The organism is Pseudomonas sp. Lb2C2 (assembly GCF_052112205.1).
In the GTDB taxonomy this organism is placed as follows: Bacteria; Pseudomonadota; Gammaproteobacteria; order Pseudomonadales; family Pseudomonadaceae; genus Aquipseudomonas; species Aquipseudomonas kilonensis.
Genome location: NZ_JAUTYW010000007.1, coordinates 173,321 through 195,016 on the forward strand (window position 1 = coordinate 173,321; position 21,696 = coordinate 195,016).

Annotated in this window: 21 protein-coding genes; 16 read left to right on the forward strand and 5 right to left on the reverse strand. The window is 60.6% G+C overall.

Annotated features, from left to right (window positions below; all coding sequences use genetic code 11):
* Nucleotides 1-30: 30 nt before the first annotated feature.
* On the reverse strand, nucleotides 31-465 hold the full coding sequence (locus tag Q7F16_RS21855) for a rhodanese-like domain-containing protein (RefSeq protein WP_046064789.1): 435 nt from the start codon (nucleotides 463-465) through the stop codon (nucleotides 31-33).
* A 101-nt stretch (nucleotides 466-566) separates the two neighbouring features.
* Between Q7F16_RS21855 and ftrA the strand changes: the two genes are divergently transcribed.
* Nucleotides 567-1,526 carry a transcriptional regulator FtrA gene (gene ftrA / locus Q7F16_RS21860; RefSeq protein ID WP_046064788.1) on the forward strand — a complete coding sequence of 320 codons (960 nt, stop codon included), beginning with the start codon at nucleotides 567-569 and terminating at the stop codon, nucleotides 1,524-1,526.
* A 169-nt stretch (nucleotides 1,527-1,695) separates the two neighbouring features.
* On the opposite strand, the gene cobF is transcribed toward ftrA, so the two are convergent.
* Both cobF and Q7F16_RS21870 read right to left on the reverse strand, forming a co-directional pair.
* Nucleotides 1,696-2,454 carry a precorrin-6A synthase (deacetylating) gene (gene cobF / locus Q7F16_RS21865; RefSeq protein ID WP_409556782.1) on the reverse strand — a complete coding sequence of 253 codons (759 nt, stop codon included), beginning with the start codon at nucleotides 2,452-2,454 and terminating at the stop codon, nucleotides 1,696-1,698.
* On the reverse strand, nucleotides 2,451-3,029 hold the full coding sequence (locus Q7F16_RS21870; protein WP_409556781.1) for a histidine phosphatase family protein: 579 nt from the start codon (nucleotides 3,027-3,029) through the stop codon (nucleotides 2,451-2,453). The genes cobF and Q7F16_RS21870 overlap by 4 nt, the downstream gene beginning before the upstream one ends.
* Before the next feature lie 299 nt (nucleotides 3,030-3,328).
* On the opposite strand from Q7F16_RS21870, the gene Q7F16_RS21875 reads away from it, so the two are divergent.
* The 11 genes from Q7F16_RS21875 (at nucleotide 3,329) to Q7F16_RS21925 (ending at nucleotide 13,387) form a co-directional block, all read left to right on the forward strand.
* Complete coding sequence (locus Q7F16_RS21875) at nucleotides 3,329-4,183, forward strand: MurR/RpiR family transcriptional regulator (RefSeq protein ID WP_409556780.1); 855 nt, start codon at nucleotides 3,329-3,331, stop codon at nucleotides 4,181-4,183.
* A 2-nt stretch (nucleotides 4,184-4,185) separates the two neighbouring features.
* On the forward strand, nucleotides 4,186-4,830 hold the full coding sequence (locus Q7F16_RS21880; RefSeq protein ID WP_409556779.1) for an isochorismatase family cysteine hydrolase: 645 nt from the start codon (nucleotides 4,186-4,188) through the stop codon (nucleotides 4,828-4,830).
* Nucleotides 4,827-6,179, forward strand: a complete 1,353-nt coding sequence (locus tag Q7F16_RS21885) for a glutamine synthetase (RefSeq protein WP_409556778.1) — start codon at nucleotides 4,827-4,829, stop codon at nucleotides 6,177-6,179. The genes Q7F16_RS21880 and Q7F16_RS21885 overlap by 4 nt, the downstream gene beginning before the upstream one ends.
* Entirely contained in the window at nucleotides 6,163-6,915 is a 753-nt protein-coding gene (locus Q7F16_RS21890) for an N-formylglutamate amidohydrolase (protein WP_046064782.1), read from the forward strand. Before Q7F16_RS21885 ends, Q7F16_RS21890 begins: the two co-directional genes overlap by 17 nt.
* Nucleotides 6,916-6,988: 73 nt before the next feature.
* Nucleotides 6,989-8,338 carry an APC family permease gene (locus tag Q7F16_RS21895; RefSeq protein ID WP_046064781.1) on the forward strand — a complete coding sequence of 450 codons (1,350 nt, stop codon included), beginning with the start codon at nucleotides 6,989-6,991 and terminating at the stop codon, nucleotides 8,336-8,338.
* A 110-nt stretch (nucleotides 8,339-8,448) separates the two neighbouring features.
* Nucleotides 8,449-9,465, forward strand: a complete 1,017-nt coding sequence (locus tag Q7F16_RS21900; protein WP_014339267.1) for an arginine N-succinyltransferase — start codon at nucleotides 8,449-8,451, stop codon at nucleotides 9,463-9,465.
* A gap of 61 nt (nucleotides 9,466-9,526) precedes the next feature.
* The gene (gene astA / locus Q7F16_RS21905; RefSeq protein ID WP_409556777.1) at nucleotides 9,527-10,561 is read left to right on the forward strand and encodes an arginine N-succinyltransferase; all 1,035 of its coding nucleotides are present in this window, start codon (nucleotides 9,527-9,529) and stop codon (nucleotides 10,559-10,561) included.
* Between the two features lie 141 nt (nucleotides 10,562-10,702).
* Nucleotides 10,703-11,476 carry a hypothetical protein gene (locus Q7F16_RS21910; RefSeq protein ID WP_409556776.1) on the forward strand — a complete coding sequence of 258 codons (774 nt, stop codon included), beginning with the start codon at nucleotides 10,703-10,705 and terminating at the stop codon, nucleotides 11,474-11,476.
* Entirely contained in the window at nucleotides 11,473-12,135 is a 663-nt protein-coding gene (locus tag Q7F16_RS21915) for a transposase (RefSeq protein ID WP_409556775.1), read from the forward strand. The genes Q7F16_RS21910 and Q7F16_RS21915 overlap by 4 nt, the downstream gene beginning before the upstream one ends.
* 14 nt (nucleotides 12,136-12,149) lie before the next feature.
* Nucleotides 12,150-12,332: a hypothetical protein gene (locus tag Q7F16_RS21920; RefSeq protein ID WP_204126479.1), complete on the forward strand. Its 183-nt coding sequence runs from the start codon at nucleotides 12,150-12,152 to the stop codon at nucleotides 12,330-12,332.
* Between the two features lie 185 nt (nucleotides 12,333-12,517).
* The gene (locus Q7F16_RS21925; RefSeq protein WP_014339271.1) at nucleotides 12,518-13,387 is read left to right on the forward strand and encodes an isocitrate lyase/PEP mutase family protein; all 870 of its coding nucleotides are present in this window, start codon (nucleotides 12,518-12,520) and stop codon (nucleotides 13,385-13,387) included.
* 126 nt (nucleotides 13,388-13,513) lie between these two features.
* Here the strand turns inward: Q7F16_RS21925 and Q7F16_RS21930 are convergent, their stop codons facing one another.
* Nucleotides 13,514-14,743 (reverse strand): acyl-CoA dehydrogenase, encoded by a 1,230-nt coding sequence (locus Q7F16_RS21930; protein WP_409556774.1) that lies wholly within the window; start codon nucleotides 14,741-14,743, stop codon nucleotides 13,514-13,516.
* A 177-nt stretch (nucleotides 14,744-14,920) separates the two neighbouring features.
* Here Q7F16_RS21930 and Q7F16_RS21935 point away from each other — a divergent pair, with 177 nt between their 5' ends.
* From Q7F16_RS21935 to Q7F16_RS21945, 3 genes are all read left to right on the forward strand, one after another.
* A complete protein-coding gene (locus Q7F16_RS21935; RefSeq protein ID WP_003200002.1) occupies nucleotides 14,921-15,850 on the forward strand; it encodes a LysR family transcriptional regulator in 930 nt (309 codons plus the stop codon).
* A gap of 194 nt (nucleotides 15,851-16,044) precedes the next feature.
* Entirely contained in the window at nucleotides 16,045-16,446 is a 402-nt protein-coding gene (locus Q7F16_RS21940; RefSeq protein WP_003200000.1) for a MerR family transcriptional regulator, read from the forward strand.
* A gap of 147 nt (nucleotides 16,447-16,593) precedes the next feature.
* Nucleotides 16,594-17,493, forward strand: a complete 900-nt coding sequence (locus Q7F16_RS21945; protein WP_003199998.1) for a hydroxymethylglutaryl-CoA lyase — start codon at nucleotides 16,594-16,596, stop codon at nucleotides 17,491-17,493.
* 1,130 nt (nucleotides 17,494-18,623) lie between these two features.
* On the opposite strand, the gene Q7F16_RS21950 is transcribed toward Q7F16_RS21945, so the two are convergent.
* Nucleotides 18,624-20,321 carry an AMP-binding protein gene (locus Q7F16_RS21950; RefSeq protein ID WP_409556773.1) on the reverse strand — a complete coding sequence of 566 codons (1,698 nt, stop codon included), beginning with the start codon at nucleotides 20,319-20,321 and terminating at the stop codon, nucleotides 18,624-18,626.
* Nucleotides 20,322-20,531: 210 nt separating this feature from the next.
* On the opposite strand from Q7F16_RS21950, the gene Q7F16_RS21955 reads away from it, so the two are divergent.
* Entirely contained in the window at nucleotides 20,532-21,695 is a 1,164-nt protein-coding gene (locus Q7F16_RS21955; protein WP_014339274.1) for an isovaleryl-CoA dehydrogenase, read from the forward strand.
* The last annotated feature ends 1 nt before the right edge of the window (nucleotide 21,696 follow it).

The window sequence follows — 21,696 nt, forward strand, 5'->3', positions numbered from 1 at the left end:
GCCTGCTTGCAATCTGATTGTGGCGGGGAGTCAGCAGTCGCAGCTGATCGCCTCATCCGCCATGCGCTCCACTGTGCCGGTCAAGCGAAAGCCTTCATCGAGCCAGCCCATGACGCCGCCGATCATTTCCTTGACCGGGTAGCCCAACGTTGCCAGGCGCACTGCCGCCTTGTTCGCACCATTGCAATGGGGGCCGGCGCAATACACCACAAACAGGGTGGTCTTGGCATAGGCGGCCAGTGCCTGGGCGGTGAGTGTTCGGGTTGGCAGGTTGATCGCCCCGGGGACGTGGCCGCGCTCGTAGGCCAGGGGTCCGCGTACATCCACCAGCACAAAATCGATGTTGCCGGCCTGTTGGCTGGCGTGAACGTCGGAACAATCGGTTTCGAATGTCAGGCGACGGCTGAAATGCTGCAGGGCGATATCGGAGGGGGCAGCAGGCACTTCGCGAACCAGGCTGGTCATGGGCGTGTACTCCAGGATAGATAGGGCGTGAAGAGACTTTATCCCCTCGGTGCTTACCGCTACAGTGGCGCACAAGACACTCTGTGGGAATTTTCCGCCAAATGCAGCCTAACCCTGGTCTGGTCGCGATCCTCGCCTACGACGGCCTATGCACTTTCGAATTCGGTGTCGCCATCGAGATCTTCGGATTGGAGCGACCGGAATTCGACTTTCCCTGGTACACGCATCGGATCGTCGCGGTCGATGACGGCCCGATGCGCGCCATGGGCGGCTTCCAGGTATTGGCCGATGGCGGCATGGAAATGCTCGAAACCGCCCGGACCATTGTCGTGCCGGGCTGGCGCAACCGCAGCGAGCCACCGTCCCCGGCGTTGCTCGAGGCACTGCGCAGGGCCCACGCCCGTGGTGCGCGCCTGCTGTCGATCTGCTCCGGTGCCTTCGTACTCGCCGCCGCCGGGCTGCTCGATGGCCTGGGCGCCACGACTCATTGGCGCTACACCGATGAACTGGCCGCAAGCTTTCCGGCCGTGCGAGTAGACCCGGATGTGCTGTACGTGGATTCAGGACAGGTCATCACCTCGGCGGGCAGCGCCGCCGGTATCGATGCCTGCCTGCACCTGGTGGCACGGGACTATGGCGTCCAGATCGCCAACTGCGTGGCACGCCGGTTGGTGATGTCGCCGCAACGTACGGGCGGCCAGGCGCAGTTCATTCCCTCACCGGTCAGCCGCACGCCACGCAGCGACCTGTCGAGTGTCATGCAATGGGCCCGCGAACGCCTGCACGAACCCCTCGGTGTGCGCGAACTGGCCAGCCAGGCGGCCATGAGCGAACGCACCTTCCTGCGCCATTTCACCCAGGCCTGCGGCGTGTCGCCCAAGGCCTGGCTGCAACATGAACGCCTGGCCCGGGCCCGCGAGTTGCTGGAAAGCACCGGGGACAACACCGACAACATCGCGCAACTGTGTGGCTACCGCTCGGTGGAAAGCTTTCGCGTGGCGTTTCGCAGCGTCGTGGGGCTGGCGCCGTCGGTGTATCGGGAGCGGTTTGGGCGGGGGTAAATAGCCTACTGGTGATGAAGCTGTCGAACGCTGTTATGGCAAGGGCATATTTGTGGGAGCAAAGCTTGCTCGCGATATGAGTGCCTCGATTTCTGGAAGACCGCATCGCCTGTATCGCGGGCAAGCCTTGCTCCCACATACCCTCTCGCCACAGGTTGATGTGCAAGCGTCATTGAGGCTTACGCAACAAATACGTATCCATGATCCAGCCATTGGCCTTTCGCGCGGCCTTGCGGGTGCGTTCGATGTCATCGGCCACGTCCCCCAGGCGGCCGGCGATAAGGATTTCATCCGGCGTCCCCACATAGGCACCCCAGTAGATGTGCGTATCGGGATCGCTCACCTGGCGATAGGCGTCCTCGGCATCGAGCATCACCACCACACTCGCCGCGTCGCCCACCTGCCCCGCCGCCAACCGGCGTCCGGTGGTGATTTCCAGCGAACCGCCAATGCTGTTCAACGGTACTTTATGCCGGGCGGCCAGGGCCTGGACGCTGGTGATGCCGGGGATCACCTCGAATTCGAAGGTGCAGCGGCCCGCGTCGAGGATCGCCCGCAGGATGCGCACGGTACTGTCGTACAACGCCGGATCGCCCCACACCAGAAAACCACCCCGTTGACCGTCGGACAGTTCCTCATTGATCAAGCGTTCGAAGGTGGTCTGTTTAGCCCGGTTCAATGCTTCGACGCTGTCCTTGTAGTCCAGGTCGCCGCGTTGGCGTTCCGGGCTATAGGCTTCGACGAAACGGTAGGTGTGATCAACGATATAGCGCCGACAGACTTCGCGCCGCAGGTCCAACAGTTTGTCCTTGGCCGGCCCCTTGTCCATGAGAAAGACCACGTCCAAGCGGTTCAAGGCTTTCACTGCCTGCATCGTCAGTTGATCCGGATCGCCGGCCCCAATGCCAATGACTGACAACGTCTTCATCGCGGCGACTCCTGGCCAGGTCCTTGGGTGCGCAATCGCCATACGCCGTGGAAACGCAATTCGAGGGTGGACAACGGTTCAATGTCGATCCGGTTGAATGTAGCGGCCGGGCAGCCCAAGACATTCACCAGGGCTGCGCGGATCACGAAGGGGTGGGTGACGGCCAGCAGATGTCCTGGCCGGGTTTCCAGACTGGCCAGCCAGTCCCCGACACGGCGACACAACTGGGCGACAGATTCACCACCATGGGGGGCCGCCTCGACATCATCGAGCCAACTCTGCAGGGCTTGCGGTTCAGCCTGGAGCAAGTCATCGATGGACAACCCGCGCCAGCGTCCCAGATCGCAATCGGCCAGGGCCAGGTCCTGCTCGGGCTCGTCGCCGAACAAGGCGGCGGTCTGGCGCGTGCGCAGTTCCGGCCCGCACAGCAGTTGCCGGACATTTCGGTAGTGGTGGTCGAGCTGCGCACAGCGTGCCAGCCAGTCGGCGTCCAGCGGTTCGTCCAGGCCAAAGCGCGCCTGCTTCTGGGCGACGGTGCGGGCGTGGCAGATCAAGGTCAGACGAGTGGCTTGCACACTGGATTCTCAGGCAATCGGAAGGGGCACATGGGCGGGATATTCACGCACTTAGTTGTACAGCACCTTATACGAAATCAAATAAGTGAGACAAAAAGGCGTTATGTCCGACATCGTCAGAAGCATCGACTGACATACTCGGTCTACCCAGCCGGAACCAACTCCTACAAGGGTTTCGCACAATACTGGAGCATTTTAAACGGAACGTAAAAACCACTGGACATGTAGCACCAGCTACATAAATACTGTTTTCAGGAGTTATGAAAGAAATTCAACACCCATCCTGGCAAGGAGCACGGATGCCACCTCTCAGAGACCTGATCACCGATCCCGGCCTGGTTTTGACGCCGTCGGAACGCAAGGTCGTCCGTGCCCTGCTCGATCACTACCCTCGCAACGGCCTCGGCCCGATGTCACGCCTGGCGGACCATGCCGGCGTCAGCGACCCGACCATCGTGCGGCTGGTGAAAAAACTCGGGTTTGGCGGTTACGCCGAATTCCAGGATGCCCTGCTCAGTGACATGGATCATCGCCTGCGCTCCCCCCGCACCCTGTTGAAACCGCGGGCCAAATTGCAGCAAGGCGATACCTGGAGCCAGTATCTGGCCGCCAGTCAACGCCACCTCATCGACACCCAGGCCCTGACCCAACCCGAAGACGTGCGCATTCTCGTGCAGTGGTTACTCGACAGCCGCCATCAGGTGCATTGCTTCGGCGGACGCTTCAGCAGCTTCCTGGCCCACTACCTGCTCAACCATTTGCGGCTGTTGCGCGCCGGCTGTTTTGCCCTGGAAGACAACGCCCAACTGCCTGACCGGCTGTTCGACGTGCAACGCCAGGATGTGGTGCTGATCTTCGATTACCGCCGCTACCAGGCCCAGGCCCTGCGCGTGGCCAGCGCGGCCAAGGCGCGCCACGCCCGGGTCGTGCTGTTCAGCGACGTCTACGCTTCGCCGTTGCGCGAGCTGGCCGACCTGATCATCAGCGCCCCGGTGGAATCGATCTCGGCCTTCGACAGCCTGGTGCCGGCACTGGCCCAGGTCGAGGCGCTGATTGCCTGCCTGACCCTGCAATGCCCCGAGCTGGCCGAACGCCTGGAAGGCATCGATGCCTTGCGCACGGAATTCAACACGCACCTGCTGGAGGAAAAATAAGGATGTTCTCGCTCCCCCACCGCTCGCCCCGGGATTTGCCGTTCACCTGCCAGCACACGGCCTTGCTGCTGGTGGACATGCAACGCGCCTGGCTGGAACCGCAATTCGATGCCCACCTGCACACCCGCGAGGCCGAGTATTTCATCCAGCGGGCCCGCCAGCAGGTCATTCCCAACCAGCAGCGCTTGCTCAACGCGATGCGCGAAGGGCAGCACAACGTGTTGCACACTCACATCGAAAGCCTCACCGCCGATGGCCGCGACCGTTCCCTGGATCACAAGCTGTCGGACATGCACCTGCCCAAGGGCAGCCCCGAGGCGCAGATCATTGCCGAACTGGCGCCGCTGGAAAACGAAATCGTGCTGCCCAAGACCTCCTCCGGGGTCTTCAATTCCACCAACATCGACTACGTGCTGCGCAACCTGCAGACCCGCCACTTGATCATCGCCGGCATCGTCACCGACCAGTGCGTCGACATGGCCGTGCGCGACGCCGCCGATCGCGGCTACCTGGTCACCCTGGTGGAAGATGCCTGCGCCACCCACACCGAACAACGGCACCTGGCGTGCCTGAACGCGATCAAGGGCTATTGCTGGATCACCGATACCGACACCGTGCTCGCGCGGTTGCAGGAGATGCAGCCATGAGCCGCCTTGATCCCGCAGCCGTCCTCGCCCCGCTGCCCGTCACGACCCTGGTGACCACCGATCTGATCGGCGTGACCCGTGGGCGCTCGTTTCCCAGTGATGAATTGCCCCACTACGTCACCGCGGGCTGTGGCTGGGTGCCGGCCAACAGCGCACTGACGCCCCAGGACATCATCGCTTCGACCAACCCGTGGGGCGCTTATGGCGACCTGCGGCTGGTGCCGGACCTGTCCAGCCGGGTGACCGTCAACAACGGCCCCGACGCCCAGGCGCCTGCCCTCGACTTCATCCATTGCGGCATTCGGGAGACCGACGGCCGGCCCTGGAGCGCTTGCCCGCGCACGCTGCTGCAGGACGAAGTGGAGCGTTATCGCGCCGAACTGGGCTTGCAGGTTTTCGCTGCGTTCGAGCATGAGTTCAACCTGATTGCCACGCCTGCGCAGCCTGATCGCCTGGCCTTCAGCCTCCAGGCCCAGCGCCAGCAGGCCGGGTTCGCCGGGTGGTTGCTCAGTGCCCTGCGGGCCGGCGGTGTCGAGCCGGAAATGTTCCTGCCGGAATATGGCCAGCATCAATACGAAATCACCTGCCGCCCAACTTTGGGCGTAGCCGCCGCCGACCGGGCCGTGAACGTACGGGAAATCACCCGCGAAATCGCCCGGCAAATGGGCCTGGACCTGAGCTTCGCCCCCAAGACCGCGGAAAACGCCGTGTGCAACGGCGTGCATTTGCACCTGAGCCTGCAAGACCTGAGCGCGGACCCGGTACTGCATGACGCCGCCAGCAGTAACGGCTTGTCCAGCCTCGGCCAGCATTGGGCCGCCGGTGTGCTGCACTATCTGCCAGCATTGTGTGCGTTGACCGCGCCGACGCCGGTGTCCTACGAGCGCCTGCAACCTCATCACTGGAGCGCGTCCTATGCGTGCCTGGGACAGCGCAACCGCGAAGCGGCGCTGCGCATTTGCCCGACCGTGAGCCTGAGTGCCAAACCGCTGGCGAACCAGTACAACCTGGAGTTCCGCGCCATGGACGCCACCGCCTCGCCGCACCTGGCGATGGCGGCACTGCTGATTGCCGGGCGACTGGGCATCCAGCAACGACTGGCCTTGAACGCTGTCACTGATGAAATACCCGATGAGCTGGATGAAGCACAACGGCGCGCCCGTGGCATTATCGCCCTGCCGACCAGCCTGGCCGAGGCACTGGACTGCCTGCGCCACAGCGGGGCGCTGCTCGAGACCCTGCCCGGTCCGCTGGTCGAAACCTACTTCGCCTTGAAGGCCCAGGAGCTGGCCTTGACCGAGGCGCTGTCACCTGCCGAGCGTTGTGAGCACTATGCACGAATCTATTGAATGTGCTGAATCAGGCCTCTACATCAAGCCACCCTACCGACTGGCCCGGGAGGACTCCGAACACCCGGTGCTGCTGGTGTGCGAACACGCCAGCCGCTTCATTCCCGATGCGCTGAACGATCTGGGCCTGGATGAAACCGCGTCCCAGGAGCACATTGCCTGGGACATTGGCGCCCTGCACCTGGCCGAACGCCTGTCCGAAACCCTCGGCGCGACCTTGCTGGCTGCCAATTACTCACGGCTGTTAATTGACCTCAACCGGCCGCTGCATGTGCCGGACAGCATTCCGGCCCAGAGCGAGATCTACCAGGTCCCGGGCAACCATGACCTGGACGAGGCCACGCGCGAGTATCGCCAGCAGTGCCTGTTCCATCCCTTCCATGATCGGTTGCGGGCGTTGATCGACCAGCGCCTGGCCGCCAACCGGCCGGTGCGCGTGGTGGGCATCCACAGTTTCACCCCGGTGTTCTATGGCCAGCCGCGTGCCCTGGAAGCGGGCGTGCTGTTCGGCGAAGCCAAGGAGTACGCCCAGCACATCGTCGACGGGCTGGGCCGGCATTCGCTGCGAGCAGCGGGCAACCAACCCTACAAGATCAACCCCCTGACCGACATGACGGTCCCGGTGCACGGCGATGGCCGCGGCCTGGATTCGGTGTTGATCGAAGTGCGCAACGACCAACTGCGCAACCCCGAGGCGGTACGGACCTGGAGTGCCTACCTGGCGCCCCTGCTGTAGCGCGGCAGCGGCAAGTTTCCAGCGACAGACAGCAAGCAAGCGCAACCCACACAGCTGAAAAGGAAAACGGCTCATGAGCATTGAGGCATTTGGCTACAAACAGGAATTGAAACGCGGCCTGTCGCTGACAGACCTGGTGGTATACGGGATGATTTTCATGATCCCCATCGCCCCGTTCGGCGTGTATGGCTATGTCAACGCCGAGGCACCGGGGATGGTGCCGCTGGCGTATATCATCGGCATGGTGGCGATGCTGTTTACTGCCTTGAGCTACGGCAGCATGGCCCGGGCCTTCCCGGTGGCAGGTTCGGTCTATTCCTACGCGCAACGGGGCCTTAACCCACACGTCGGCTTCATCGCCGGTTGGCTGATGCTGCTGGACTACCTGCTGATCCCGCCGCTGCTCTATGTCTACGCCGCCATGGCGCTGAACCATTTGTACCCGGACATTCCCAAGGTCGGTTTCATCCTGGCCTTCCTGGTGAGCGCGACCTTCGTCAACCTGCGGGGCATCACCTTCACCGCGCGGATGAACATCATTTTCCTGCTGGCGCAGTTGGTGGTGCTGGGGATTTTCCTGTTCTACGCCTGGAATGCCCTGCACGGCGGCGCCGGTAACGGTCAACTGACCCTGGCGCCGCTGTACAGCCCGGAACACTTCAACTTCGCCCTGCTGATGCAAGCCGTGTCCATCGCGGTATTGTCGTTCCTGGGCTTCGACGCCATTTCCACCCTGGCCGAAGAGATCAAGGGCGACCCGGGCCGCAGCGTCGGCAAGGCAGCCCTGGTGACCTTGCTGGTGATGGGGGCGATCTTCGTGGTGCAGACCTGGATCGCCACGGACCTGGCCGCTGGCATGGGTTTCAAGTCCGCCGACACCGCATTCTATGAAATCGCCGAATTGGCAGCCGGCAGTTGGCTGGCCACCTTGACTGCGGTTGCCACGGCCCTGGCCTGGGGCGTGGCCGTGGCGATCACTTCGCAGGCGGCGGTGTCGCGCCTGTTGTTCGGCATGGCCCGGGACGGCCAGTTGCCCAAGGTGCTGGCCAAGGTCCATCCAAAACACAACACCCCGTACTTGAGCATCTACCTGGTGGCAGTGCTGTCGCTGTTGATCTGCTACCTGTTCATCGACGCCGTGGACACCCTCACCTCCCTGGTCAACTTCGGCGCCCTGAGCGGCTTCATGTTGCTGCACATCACCGTCATCAACCATTACTGGCGCCGCCAGCGGTCCGGCCAACTGATTCGCCACTTGATTTGCCCACTGGTCGGCTTCGTGATCGTCGCGGCCATCATGTACAACATGGGCGTGGCTGCGCAGAAGCTCGGCCTGATCTGGATTGCCGCGGGCGTGGTCTACCTGTGTGCGCTCAACAAATTCGGCAACCCTAGCGCCGTGCCCGATCCGGCCGGTCAGTGAGGGTCGGCGGTCGAAGGACTCGGCCAACCCTGGTTACAACGCGTGGACATCGACAGTGATCGTCAAGCCCGGTGCCTGTCACCGGGCTCTCTGGAACAGGAGTGCAATCCATGCTGGCCTTACGTCCAGTTCAATTAACCGATCTGCCGCAACTGCAACAATTGGCCCGTGACAGCCTGGTGGGTGTCACGTCGCTGCCGGACGATACCGCGCGCCTGGAGGAAAAGATCCTCGACTCGTGCGCCTCGTTCGAGGCCGATGTGCAGGGCCCTGGCGCGGAGAATTATTTTTTTGTCCTGGAGGACCTGGAATCCGGGCGCCTGGTCGGTTGTTCGGAAATTCTCTCCAGCACCGGTTACAACGAACCGTTCTACAGCCTGCGCAACCGGCCGTTTTCCAGCGAGTCCCGGGAGCTGAATATCCAGCATGGCGTGCCTGCGCTGTCACTGTGCCAGGACCTCAACGGACAGACGCTGCTGCGTGGTTTCCACATCGACGCCGAGCGGGTGCGCACGCCGGAATCGGAGCTGCTGTCCCGGGCCCGGCTGATGTTCATCGCCGCCCACCCCCAGCGATTTGCCGAATCGGTCATCACCGAGATCGTCGGGTTCAGCAGCGAGGACGGCCAGTCGCCCTTCTGGGACGCCATCGGCCAGCACTTCTTCGACCTGCCCTACGTCGAAGCCGAACGGCTGTGTGGTTTGCAGAGCCGGACCTTTCTCGCCGAGCTGATGCCGCAATACCCGATCTACGTACCCATGCTGCCGCCTGCAGCCCAGGCCTGCATCGGCCGGGTGCATCCCGACGGCCAGGAAGCCTTCGACATCCTGGCGCGCGAGGGTTTCGAGACCAACAGCTATGTCGATATCTTCGACGGTGGGCCGACCTTGCATGCCCGTATCGCCAACGTCCGTACCATCACGCAAAGTCGTAGTGCCACGGCCCGGCAAAGCCTGCAGATCGATGCCAGAGGCCGTTACCTGGTGAGTAACGACCGCCTTGGAGACTACCGGGCCATCGTCGCCGAGCTGGACGTCAACGCCGAAGGCCCCGTGGCCCTGTCGCCCGATATGCTGGCCGCCCTGGGCGTCATGGATGGCGAGCGGATCCGGGTGGTTGCCCTATGAGCCTCACTCGATCCCGTGGCACGCATCGGCGCTTGGACCGACACGATGAAGGAGCTGCAGCATGATTGTCCGTCCGGTCGCCATTACCGATCTGCCCGCGTTGCTGGACCTGGCCCGTTGCGCCGGTCCCGGCTTCACCAGCCTGCCGGCCAACGAAGAGCGCCTGGCCCACCGCATTCGCTGGGCCCAACGGACCTTTGCCGGGCAAGTCGAACGTGCCGACGCCGATTACCTGTTCGTGCTCGAAGACGATGACCGGCAAGTGGTGGGTATCAGTGCCCTGACCGGCGCGGTCGGGTTGCGCGAGCCTTGGTACAACTATCGGGTCGGACTGACGGTCAGCTCGGCGCCGGAGCTGGGGATCCAGCGGCAGATCCCGACCCTGTTCCTCAACAACGAGATGTCCGGGCAGTCGGAAATCTGCTCGTTGTTCCTGCACCCCGAGCAACGCCACGGTCACAACGGACGCCTGCTGTCCCTGGCGCGCCTGCTGTTCGTGGCCGAATTTCCCCAGCTGTTCGGCGAAAAACTGATCGCCGAACTGCGGGGCCATGCCGACGAACAAGGCTGTTCGCCGTTCTGGGACAGCCTGGGACGGCATTTTTTCAAGAAAGACTTCAGCCACGCCGATCAGTTGTCCGGCATGGGTAACAAGTCGTTTATCGCCGAGCTGATGCCACGCCAGCCGCTGTACACCTGCCTGCTCACCGAACAGGCCCAGGCGGTGATTGGCAAGGCTCACCCGAACACCGAGCCGGCCATGAAAATCCTCAGCGCCGAAGGTTTCAGCCACAAGGGCTACATCGACATCTTTGACGGCGGCCCCGTGATCGAGGCGCCAGTGTCGAAGATCCGCACGGTACGCGACAGCCAGACGCTGACCCTGGTCATTGGCACCCCGGACGAACAGGCACCGGTCTGGCTGATTCACAATCGGCGCCAGGAAAATTGCCGCGTCACCAGCGCTCGCGCGCACCAGCATGGCCACAAGCTACTCGTCGATCGCCTCACCGCCAAACGCCTGCAAGTGCAACCGGGTGATACGGTGCGCGCCGTGGCATTGCCCAGGCAGGGGCAACAGGCGGTGGCGGCATAGCCTCGGTATCGCCCGGCCTTGGATATATCCAATACACAAGTCTGTCGTTGATCAGCAATACTTCTCCACAATTGCATAATTGCCACCCACCTACTCGAGACCCATACTTTCGCGCACCGCCCAACTGTAACGACACTGTTCATGATCAAGAATCTGATTGCTACACGATTACCGCTCGAACACATAGCGGAGAAAATCAAGACATTAGACATGACCACGCAAATCAAACAATTGATCGCCGACCTGAATGCTCAACACAAAGTTGCCACGGCACAGTCTCGACGCGCGGCCATCATGAACATGACCAACTCGCACACCGGCACCATCACGCTGTACTGCACGGGCGTTGCCAATATAAGTATCAAGACACCTGCATTTAACACTGCGTCTTCGCAACTGTACTCGGTGCCCGGCCAAAGCATTCTATTCGCACTTGATCAGCCTTTCGAAATCCAGCTATACACCCTCAACACGCATCAACTTGAAAAAACCGACATCTCGATCATCGACAACTGCAATCCGCTGATCATTGATGGCAATCGAACCTTATTCGACTACTCTCAAAAGGGTGAAAAACAACCTGCATTGATTGGCAGAATTAACTTCCCCGACCGTAGTGCGGACATCAGCGTATTTGATCCTGTCTCATTGCGCAAAACAGCCTGGCTGCCTCACGACAACAGTGCCGCCCGGTACCTGGTGAGCCTCGAATTACTCGAAACGATCCAGGACCCGGGAGGTGTCAGGGTTGCCCGGGAACTGATCTACCACTATCACCCTGCCGTGGCGTGGAAAGCCTTCCAGATGCTTTATCGGGCTGACCCGCAAAACGCGCTGAACTACGCTCCACTGCTGAAAAAACTCGAAAGTGCGCGCCTGGACAACCTGCTCCACTCACTGGTGCAGGCGGCATGAACCTGGAAACGTTTGTCGAGCGGCTGAACACTTATGACATGCAAAGGGACAGAACCAGAATCATTGCAGACTTGCGCCAACTGGCCAAAAACCGTTGTCTATTGAGCGAACATCTTTATGCCACCCTCCAGCGAGACGGTTTCAGTACACGCAACAGCCTCTATAACGCCTATGGTTTTGTACTGCACAAGAATGATTCATTCACCCTTCGCCTGGGGTTCTGGTCACCGGTGAAAACCCATGATGAAAGTGAAACATTTATCTATGATCTGAACCACAGCCACGACTTTGACATTTACGCAGTCGGCTACAGCGGCGATGGCTACACCACCCTTGTACGCGAACTACTTGATGATCTACCGCTGCAAAAAGGTAAAAGACCCCGACTGGGCAAAAAGCGCAGGCTTAAACTTGCGCCAGGAAAAGTCTTGTATATGCCAGCCTTACGGGAGATCCATAAACAAATAGCCCCAAACTCAATGTCTGCTTCACTCAGCCTGCTTGTCCATCCGGAACGCTTGGACAAGATCGACGAAGCATGGTGCTTTGATAAAGATTACATACCCCTTTACCCCGGCGTGGCTGCGCAAGAGATCACGTTGTTTAGAGAGACACTGTCACTGCTCCATGCCGGTAGTCATTCGCTGTCCAGTAACTGAAGAAAGGAGGAACCTTGAACAACCTGATGAAAGACTGGGATGAAACCCCATTACTGCGGGCAAGCACCCATGTGGTCGATACCGCAACGCAGTTAACCAACGAAATCCACTGCACACTCCCCGGATTCCCGACGCGCTTCAACGTCGGGAACATCCATGAGATCAAGCAATTCTGGAACCTACCAACCGAAGACTGAATAGTTTGAAATGGGCTTTTTTTGCCCGGCTGCAGACCTTCCGGGCCTGCAGCCTTTTTTCGATGCCATAACGGCATCACCCATACACATTCGTCATCATCTTTGCGCTTGCCACGTGATAGCCTTTGGATCTTTCGGCGTTGACACTTTTGCTCAAGCCTTTCCATTCCATTGGTGGAACTCATATGTCCAGGCTTTCCCATCAAGATTTGCGTCGTAACTTTCGCCAATTGCTGGCTTCCGACACCTGCTACCACACCGCCTCGGTGTTCGACCCGATGTCGGCGCGCATCGCCGCTGACCTGGGTTTCGAAGTAGGCATCCTGGGAGGCTCGGTGGCGTCGTTGCAGGTATTGGGCGCACCGGACTTCGCCCTGATCACTCTCAGCGAATTTGCCGAACAGGCCACCCGCATCGGCCGCGTGGCCCAACTGCCGGTGATTGCCGACGCCGACCACGGCTACGGCAATGCCCTGAACGTGATGCGCACCATCGTTGAACTGGAACGGGCCGGCATCGCGGCGCTGACCATCGAGGACACCTTGCTGCCGGCCCAGTTCGGGCGTAAATCCACCGACCTGATCGGCGTAGCCGAAGGCGTCGGCAAGATTCGTGCGGCGTTGGAGGCGCGAGTCGATCCGGAAATGGCGATCATTGCCCGGACCAACGCCGGGATCTTGCCGGTCCAGGAAATCATCAGCCGCACCCAGCACTATGAGCGTGCCGGAGCGGACGGGATTTGCATGGTAGGTGTGCAAGACTTCGATCATCTGGAGAAGATCAGCGAAAACCTGACGGTGCCGCTGATGCTTGTCACTTATGGCAACCCGTTGCTGCGCGACGACAAGCGCCTGGCCGAGTTGGGTGTGCGTGTGACCATCGACGGCCACGGCGCGTATTTTGCCGCGATCAAGGCGACCTACGACAGCCTTCGCGAACAACGACAGATCTTCACCCAGGCTTCGGATCTGAGCGCCACCGAATTGACCCACACCTACACCCAGCCCGAGGACTACATCCGCTGGGCCGAGGAGTACATGAGCGTCAAGGAGTAGCGGACTCGCCCCCACAGGATTAGCCTGTGGGAGCAAAGCTTGCTCGCGATAGCGGTGGGTCAGCTTGCATCAATGTGGGAGGTGCTACCGTCATCGCGAGCAAGCTTTGCTCCCACAGGCCAGATCCTAGCCCTTGCTACGCAGCATTTCTTTTGGCACGTACTTGCCGACCTCGAACTTGCCGATGGCCGCGCGGTGGACTTCGTCCGGGCCGTCGGCCAGGCGCAGGGTGCGTTGCATGGCGTACATGTAGGCCAGCGGGAAATCGTTGGAAACCCCGGCACCACCGTGGATCTGGATCGCCCGATCAATGACCTTCAAGGCCACGTTCGGCGCAACGACCTTGATCTGGGCGATTTCGCTCTTGGCCACTTTATTACCGACCGTGTCCATCATATACGCCGCCTTCAACGTCAGCAGGCGCGCCATGTCGATTTCCATCCGCGAGTCGGCAATCTTGTCGATGTTACCGCCCAGGCGCGCCAACGGCTGACCGAAGGCCGTGCGGCTGACGGCACGCTTGCACATCAATTCCAATGCCCGCTCGGCCATGCCGATCGAACGCATGCAGTGGTGAATCCGGCCCGGGCCGAGGCGACCCTGGGCAATTTCAAAGCCGCGTCCTTCACCCAACAAAACGTTTTCGTACGGCACCCGCACGTTATCGAACAGCACTTCGGCATGCCCGTGGGGCGCATCGTCGTAGCCGAACACCGGCAGCGGCCGGACGATCTTGACCCCAGGAGTGTCCACCGGCACCAGAATCATCGAGTGCTGGGCATGGCGTGGCGCATCGGGGTTGCTCAGGCCCATGAAGATCAGGATCTTGCAGCGCGGGTCGCAGGCCCCTGAGGTCCACCATTTCTTGCCGTTGATCACCCACTCATCGCCGTCACGCTCGGCACGGGCAGCCATGTTGGTGGCGTCCGAGGAGGCCACGTCCGGCTCGGTCATGGCAAAAGCCGAGCGGATCTCGCCGCGCAGCAGTGGCTCGAGCCAGCGTTGCTTTTGTTCTTCATTGGCGTAGCGCACCAGCACTTCCATGTTGCCGGTGTCCGGCGCCGAGCAATTGAACGGCTCCGGCCCCAGCAACGAACGCCCCATGATCTCTGCCAGCGGCGCGTATTCCAGGTTGGTCAGGCCGGCACCCAGTTCGGACTCAGGCAGAAACAGGTTCCACAGGCCTTCTGCCTTGGCCTTGGCCTTGAGCTCTTCCATGATGGCGGTGGGTTGCCAGCGGTCGCCTTCGGCCACTTGCCGTTCGAACACTGCTTCGGCCGGGTAGACGTAGGCATCCATGAACGCCGTGATGCGTTCACGCAGTTCCTGAACCTTGGGGGAATAGGCAAAATCCATGAGCAGCACCTTCTTGGCAGAGGTTGTTTTAGGTCATGAAATCGATGCTAGTTCAGCTACGAAAATTTACCTAACCTATTCTCAGCGTGTATTAACATTCATCACCGATATATGTTTCACTGATTCTCATCGCCACCCGGCACCTCACAACAAGCCCAAGAACAAGAGTGCAGCGCCATGAATCTGAGCAAGGTCGACCTCAACCTTTTCATTGTCTTCGATGCGATCTACACCGAAGCCAACCTGACCCGCGCCGGGCAGATCGTCGGCATCACTCAGCCGGCCGTGTCCAATGCCCTGGCGCGCCTGCGGGAGACCTTCAACGATCCGCTCTTTGTACGCACCGCCCAGGGGATGGTGCCGACGCCCATGGCCCAGAACATCATCGGTCCGGTGCGCAACGCCCTGTCGCTGCTGCGGGTGTCGGTGCAGGAAAGCCGGATCTTCAACCCGTTGCAGGCGGTCAAGACCTACCGCATCAGCATGACCGATCTCACCGAAGGCGTGATCCTGCCGCTGCTGTTCCAGCGCCTGCGTCGCCTGGCACCGACCGTGGCGATCGAGAGCTTTCTCTCCAAGCGCCGTGAAACCACCAAGGAGCTGGCCGCCGGCCGCCTCGACTTCGCCGTGGATGCACCGCTCAACACAGACCCGCAGGTACGCCACGTCAAGTTGATGGAAGATCGCTACGTGTGCGCCATGCGCAAGGGCCATCCGTTGGCGGGCAAGGAAAAGATCAGCCTCGATGATTACCTGGCGCAGACCCACGTGCATATTTCCAGCCGCCGCAACGGGCTGGGGTATGTCGACCTGGCCCTCGGCAAGATGGGTATCCAGCGCAAGATCGCCCTGCGTTCCCAGCATTACCTGATGGCCTCCCAGGTGCTGCAGCAGACCGACATGGTCATGACCGTCCCCGAGCGCTTTGCCCGTCGTCACGATCTGCATGCCTTCCTGTTACCAGTCAACGATGTGCCGCCGGTGGAAACCCACCTCTACTGGCACGAAAGCACCGACCAGGACCCGGCCAACCGCTGGATGCGCGAGCAGATGATCGAGCTGTGCCAGCAGGTGACGGCCCATGAGAAGAAGCTCGATAAGGTCTAGAAGATCTAAATTGTGGGAGCGAGCCTGCTCGCGATGGCGGTGGATCAGCTTGCATTAATGTTGAATGTGCTGCCGTCATCGCGAGCAAGCTCGCTCCCACAGGTGCTGCGCTTCCAGGATGAGACCGCTCTGCTTGACGCGAACGTCAACCTGCCTTTAGCTTAGCGCCAGCCCCTTTCGTTTCGAGCGCTTCCATGAGCAGCCAGACCTACAGCATCTCCGACCTCGCCCGCGAACTGGATATCACCACCCGGGCCATCCGTTTCTATGAAGAACAAGGCCTGTTGAGCCCGGAGCGACGGGGCCAGGAGCGCATTTACTCGCCGCGGGACAAGGTCAGCCTGAAGCTGATCCTGCGCGGCAAGCGCATTGGCTTTTCCCTGGCCGAATGCCGCGAGTTGATCGAACTCTACGACCCCTCCAGCGGCAATCAGAAACAGCTGCACAGCATGCTGGCGAAAATCACCGAGCGCCGGGAACAGCTCGAACAGCAATTGCTGGACATCGAACAGATGAAACTGGAACTCGACACCGCCGAAGAACGCTGCATCCAGGCGCTGGAGCAGACGATCAAGGGCGAGGAAATCGTCCAGTAACACAACATGCCCCTTGTGGAAGCGAGCCTGCTCGCGATAGCGATGTAACTGACAACATCAATGTTGACTGACATACCGCTATCGCTCGCTCCCACAGGGGGCAGCATCGTTCTCGATACTTTGGCAACTCACTACAGGTCAACCCCCATGTCCCTCCCCTCCTTTGTACGCCTGATCGAAGTCGGCCCCCGTGACGGGCTGCAGAATGAAGCACAGCCCATCAGCGTCGCCGACAAGGTGCGCCTGGTGGATGCCTTGAGCGCCGCCGGCCTGGGCTACATCGAAGTCGGCAGTTTCGTCTCGCCCAAATGGGTGCCGCAAATGGCCGGTTCCGCCGAGGTGTTCGCGCAGATCCAACGCAAGCCCGGTGTGACCTATGGCGCCCTGGCGCCGAACCTGCGGGGTTTTGAAGACGCGCTGGCGGCGGGTGTAAAAGAAGTGGCGGTGTTCGCCGCCGCGTCCGAAGCGTTTTCCCAGCGCAATATCAACTGCTCCATCAAGGACAGCCTGGAGCGCTTCGCGCCGATCATGGAAGCCGCCAAGCAGCACGGCGTCAGTGTGCGCGGCTACGTGTCCTGCGTGCTGGGCTGCCCGTATGAAGGGGCGGTCAAGCCGGAACAGGTGGCTTGGGTCGCTCGGGAGCTGTATGCCATGGGCTGCTACGAAGTCTCCCTGGGCGACACCATCGGCACGGGCACCGCCGGTGCCACCCGCAGGATGTTCGAGGTGGTGGGCGCCGAGGTGCCTCGGGACAAGCTCGCCGGACACTTCCACGATACCTACGGCCAAGCCATGGCCAACGTATACGCCAGCCTGCTGGAAGGCATCGCGGTGTTCGACAGCTCCATCGCCGGCCTGGGCGGCTGCCCTTATGCCAAGGGCGCCAGCGGTAACGTTGCCACCGAAGACGTGCTGTACCTGCTCAACGGCTTGGGTATCGAAACCGGTGTCGACCTGGATGCCCTGATCGCCGCGGGTCGGCAGATCTGCGACGTCCTCGGCCGCCCTAGCGGTTCGCGTGTCGCCAAGGCCCGCAGCGCACAGTGAGGTGTTACCGCTGGCTTTGTAACAGCGGCGAAACGAGTAACACGGAAACAATTTGTCAGGTTTGGCGCGCCAGGTTTTTCAGTCAAAAAATACAAGCCGTTGATTTATATAGTTTTTTAAAAGTTGGCACGCCACCTGCTATATCTCTTGCATAACAAGAATAAAAAAACGCAGCAAACCCAATAAAAACAAGACGAAACGACTCTGACATAACAAAAACAACACGGCAGAGACGCAGCTAACAGATTTTTTTGGAGAGGATGTGCTTTTCAGGGTGCTTTCAGGAGCAACCCGCAACCGGGCAGAGAACAATAAAACTACCTTCAGGTAGCTCCCGAATCGGTTGGATCGCAAGGCGAAAAAGCAGATCAGCGCTCAAAAAAATACGTTTGCTCTTGATCCCGGATGGGGATCGCCAAAAACAGCGGTAAAGGGCAACGGCTGCCAAAAACAACAATAGGCCGCCCCTCAATAATAAAAAAAGAGCACGCGACGACAAAATTAAAGGGGAGCTTCGGCTCCCCTTTGTGCTGTCTGGGGTTTGGGGTTTTCTTGTGGGAGCGGGCTTGCTCGCGAAGGCGGCCTGACAGGTGGCCTGGATTTTGTTGATTGAGTACATATCCGTTGTTGCGGTAACGGCGGCTGGCGGTTCCGCTCTTACAGCGGCTCACTTTTGAAAAGCCCGGAAGCCGGCCCAGTCAAAAGTAAGCAAAACGCTTCTGCCCCACCACTCGGTGCCTCGCTTAGGCTCGGCATGCCCTCACTCCGGCATTGCTCCGTGGGCCGCCGCGAAGGGCCATCCATGGCCCAGCGCGGCTATCCCGGCATCCATGCCGGGATGCCCACTGCGCAATGCCTGCGTTCGGCCAGCGTGGTTTAACGGGGCGTTCAGATCAAGATCCAAAGCAAGAGCAAGAGCAAGAGCAGGGCTCATGCCGGCGTCTATGTGGCTGAGCCACCGCTATCGCGAGCAAGCTCGCTCCCACACTGGATCTTCAGCAGACCCAAAGCCCATGTGCACCGCAAAACCTGTGGGAGCGAGCTTGCTCGCGAAGAGGCCAGCCCATCCAACATCTTCATCGACTGTGACGCCGCTTTCGCGAGCAAGCCCGCTCCCACAGGGGGCTTGCTCAGCCTTCTACCTCGCGCAGTTCTTCGATGCTGATTTCGCGCATGCGAAATTTCTGGATCTTGCCGGTGACCGTCATGGGAAATTCTTCGACGAATTTGAAATGACGCGGCGTCTTGAAGTGGGCAATACGCTCCTTGCACCAGGCCTGCAGCTCTTGCTCGGAGGCACTGTGGCCGGGATGAAACTTGATCCAGGCGACGATTTCCTCGCCATAGCGCGAGCACGGGATGCCGATCACCTGCACGTCCGCCACTGCCGGGTGGGTGAAGAAAAACTCCTCCAACTCACGCGGGTAAATATTCTCCCCGCCGCGGATGATCATGTCCTTGTTGCGCCCGACGATACGCACGTAGCCCTGCTCGTCCATGGTCGCCAGGTCGCCGGTGTGCATCCAGCCATCCGGGTCGATGGCATCGGTGGTGCCCTTGGGGTTGTTCCAGTAACCGAGCATCACGCTGTAGCCGCGGGTACACAACTCGCCGACAGCGCCACGCGGGACGATATTGCCGGTCTCATCGATAATTTTGCTTTCCAGTTGGGGCTGGGTACGGCCGACGGTGGTTACGCGCAGTTCCAGTTCGTCTGAAGGACCGGTCTGCAATGACACCGGACTGGTTTCCGTCATGCCGTAGGCAATCTGCACTTCGGCCATGTGCATTTCATTGATGACCCGTCGCATCACTTCGATGGGGCATGTGGCCCCGGCCATGATGCCAGTGCGCAGGCTGGACACGTCGAAGTCGCCCCGCTGCGGCTGGTCCAGCAGGGCGATGAACATGGTGGGCACGCCATACAGTGCCGTGGCTTTTTCCTCGGCCACGGCCTTTAGCGTCAGCAACGGGTCGAAGGCATCGTTGGGGTAGATCATGGTGCTGCCATGGGTCATGCAGCCCAGGTTACCCATGACCATGCCGAAGCAATGGTAGAGCGGCACCGGGATCACCAGCCGATCGTCAGCCGTCAGGCCCAGGCTTTCGCCGACCATGTAACCGTTATTGAGAATGTTGTGATGACTGAGGGTGGCGCCCTTGGGGAAGCCGGTGGTGCCGGAGGTGTACTGAATATTCACCGGCTGATCGGACTGCAGGCTGGATTGACGTTCGGCCAGTTGTTCCGGCATCACCGCCGCACCCAGGGCGGCCAGTTGCGACCAGGGCAGGAAACCTGCCGGCGGCTGGGAATCGAGGCTGATCACACCGCGCAAATCCGGCAAGCGTTCACTCTGCAGGTGGCCAATCGATTGCTCCGCCAGCTCTGGTGCCAGCGCTTGCAACATGGCGTGATAATCCGAGGTCTTGAACGACCCGGCACACACCAGCCATTGGCATCCGGATTGTTTAAGCACGTATTCGAGCTCAGAGACGCGATAGGCCGGATTGATGTTGACCAGAATGACGCCGATCTTCGCACTGGCGAACTGACTGATGCACCACTGGGCGCAATTGGGCGCCCACACGCCAAGGCGATCGCCGGTTTTCAAGCCTAGCGCCAGCAAGGCTCGGGCGTGCAGATCAACGGCCTCGGCCAGTTGTTGCCAGGTGTAACGCAGCGATTGATGGCGAACCACCAACGCCTCGCCCTCGGGATGGCGAGCCACGGTCTGGTCGAAAACTTCGCCGATGGTCTGGCCCAGCAAGGCCTTGTCCTCGGAACCACGGGTGTAGCTGAGCTGCGAATGCGAACCGGGTTGATCCATGACGCCCCCTCTTGTCTTTATTAGTGGGTGTAGCGGTGGAATCTCATGCACAGATGCTTTTGGTAAAGCTATTCAAGCGCACTTACTCTGGCCCAAGTTGACGTTAACGTAAAGGCCGATTGACAGCCTCTCGTCGCAGGCTTACGTTAACGTAAAGGTGAGAGCGATTCCGTCACTCTCCGCACCCGATAAAAAAGCCAAAGGTGTCCCATGAGCTACCCATCCCTGAACTTTGCCCTCGGCGAAACCATCGACATGTTGCGCGACCAGGTGCAGGCCTTCGTCAAGGCCGAACTGGCGCCGCGAGCAGCGCAGATCGATATCGACAACCTGTTTCCCGCCGACATGTGGCGCAAGTTCGGCGACATGGGCCTGCTGGGCATCACCGTACCGGAAGAATACGGCGGCGCTGGCCTGGGCTACCTGGCCCACGTGGTGGCGATGGAAGAAATCAGCCGCGGTTCGGCCTCGGTCGCCCTCTCCTACGGTGCCCACTCCAACCTCTGCGTGAACCAGATCAACCGCAACGGCAATCATGAACAGAAAACCAAATACCTGCCCAAGCTGATCAGCGGCGAACACATCGGGGCCCTGGCGATGAGCGAGCCGAACGCCGGCTCCGACGTGGTCTCGATGAAACTGCGCGCCGACAAACGTGGCGACAAGTACGTGCTCAATGGCAGCAAGACCTGGATCACCAACGGCCCCGATGCCAACACCTACGTGATCTACGCCAAGACCGACCTGGAAAAGGGCCCCCACGGCATCACCGCCTTCATCGTCGAACGTGACTGGAAAGGCTTCAGCCGCAGCAACAAATTCGACAAGCTCGGCATGCGCGGCTCCAACACCTGCGAGCTGTTTTTCGATGACGTCGAAGTGCCGGAAGAAAACATCCTCGGCACACTCAACGGTGGCGTGAAAGTGCTGATGAGCGGCCTCGACTACGAGCGCGTCGTGCTTTCCGGTGGCCCAACCGGGATCATGCAGGCCTGCATGGACCTGATCGTGCCCTACATCCACGACCGCAAGCAGTTCGGCCAGAGCATTGGCGAATTCCAGCTGATCCAGGGCAAGGTCGCCGACATGTACACCCAGCTCAACGCCAGCCGCGCCTACCTGTATGCCGTGGCCCAAGCCTGCGAGCGCGGCGAAACCACCCGCAAGGACGCCGCCGGGGTGATCCTCTACAGCGCCGAACGCGCCACGCAAATGGCCCTCGACGCGATCCAGATCCTCGGCGGCAATGGCTACATCAATGAATTCCCGGCCGGTCGTCTGCTGCGTGACGCCAAGCTGTACGAAATCGGTGCTGGCACCAGTGAGATTCGTCGGATGTTGATCGGCCGCGAACTGTTCAACGAAACCCGCTAAC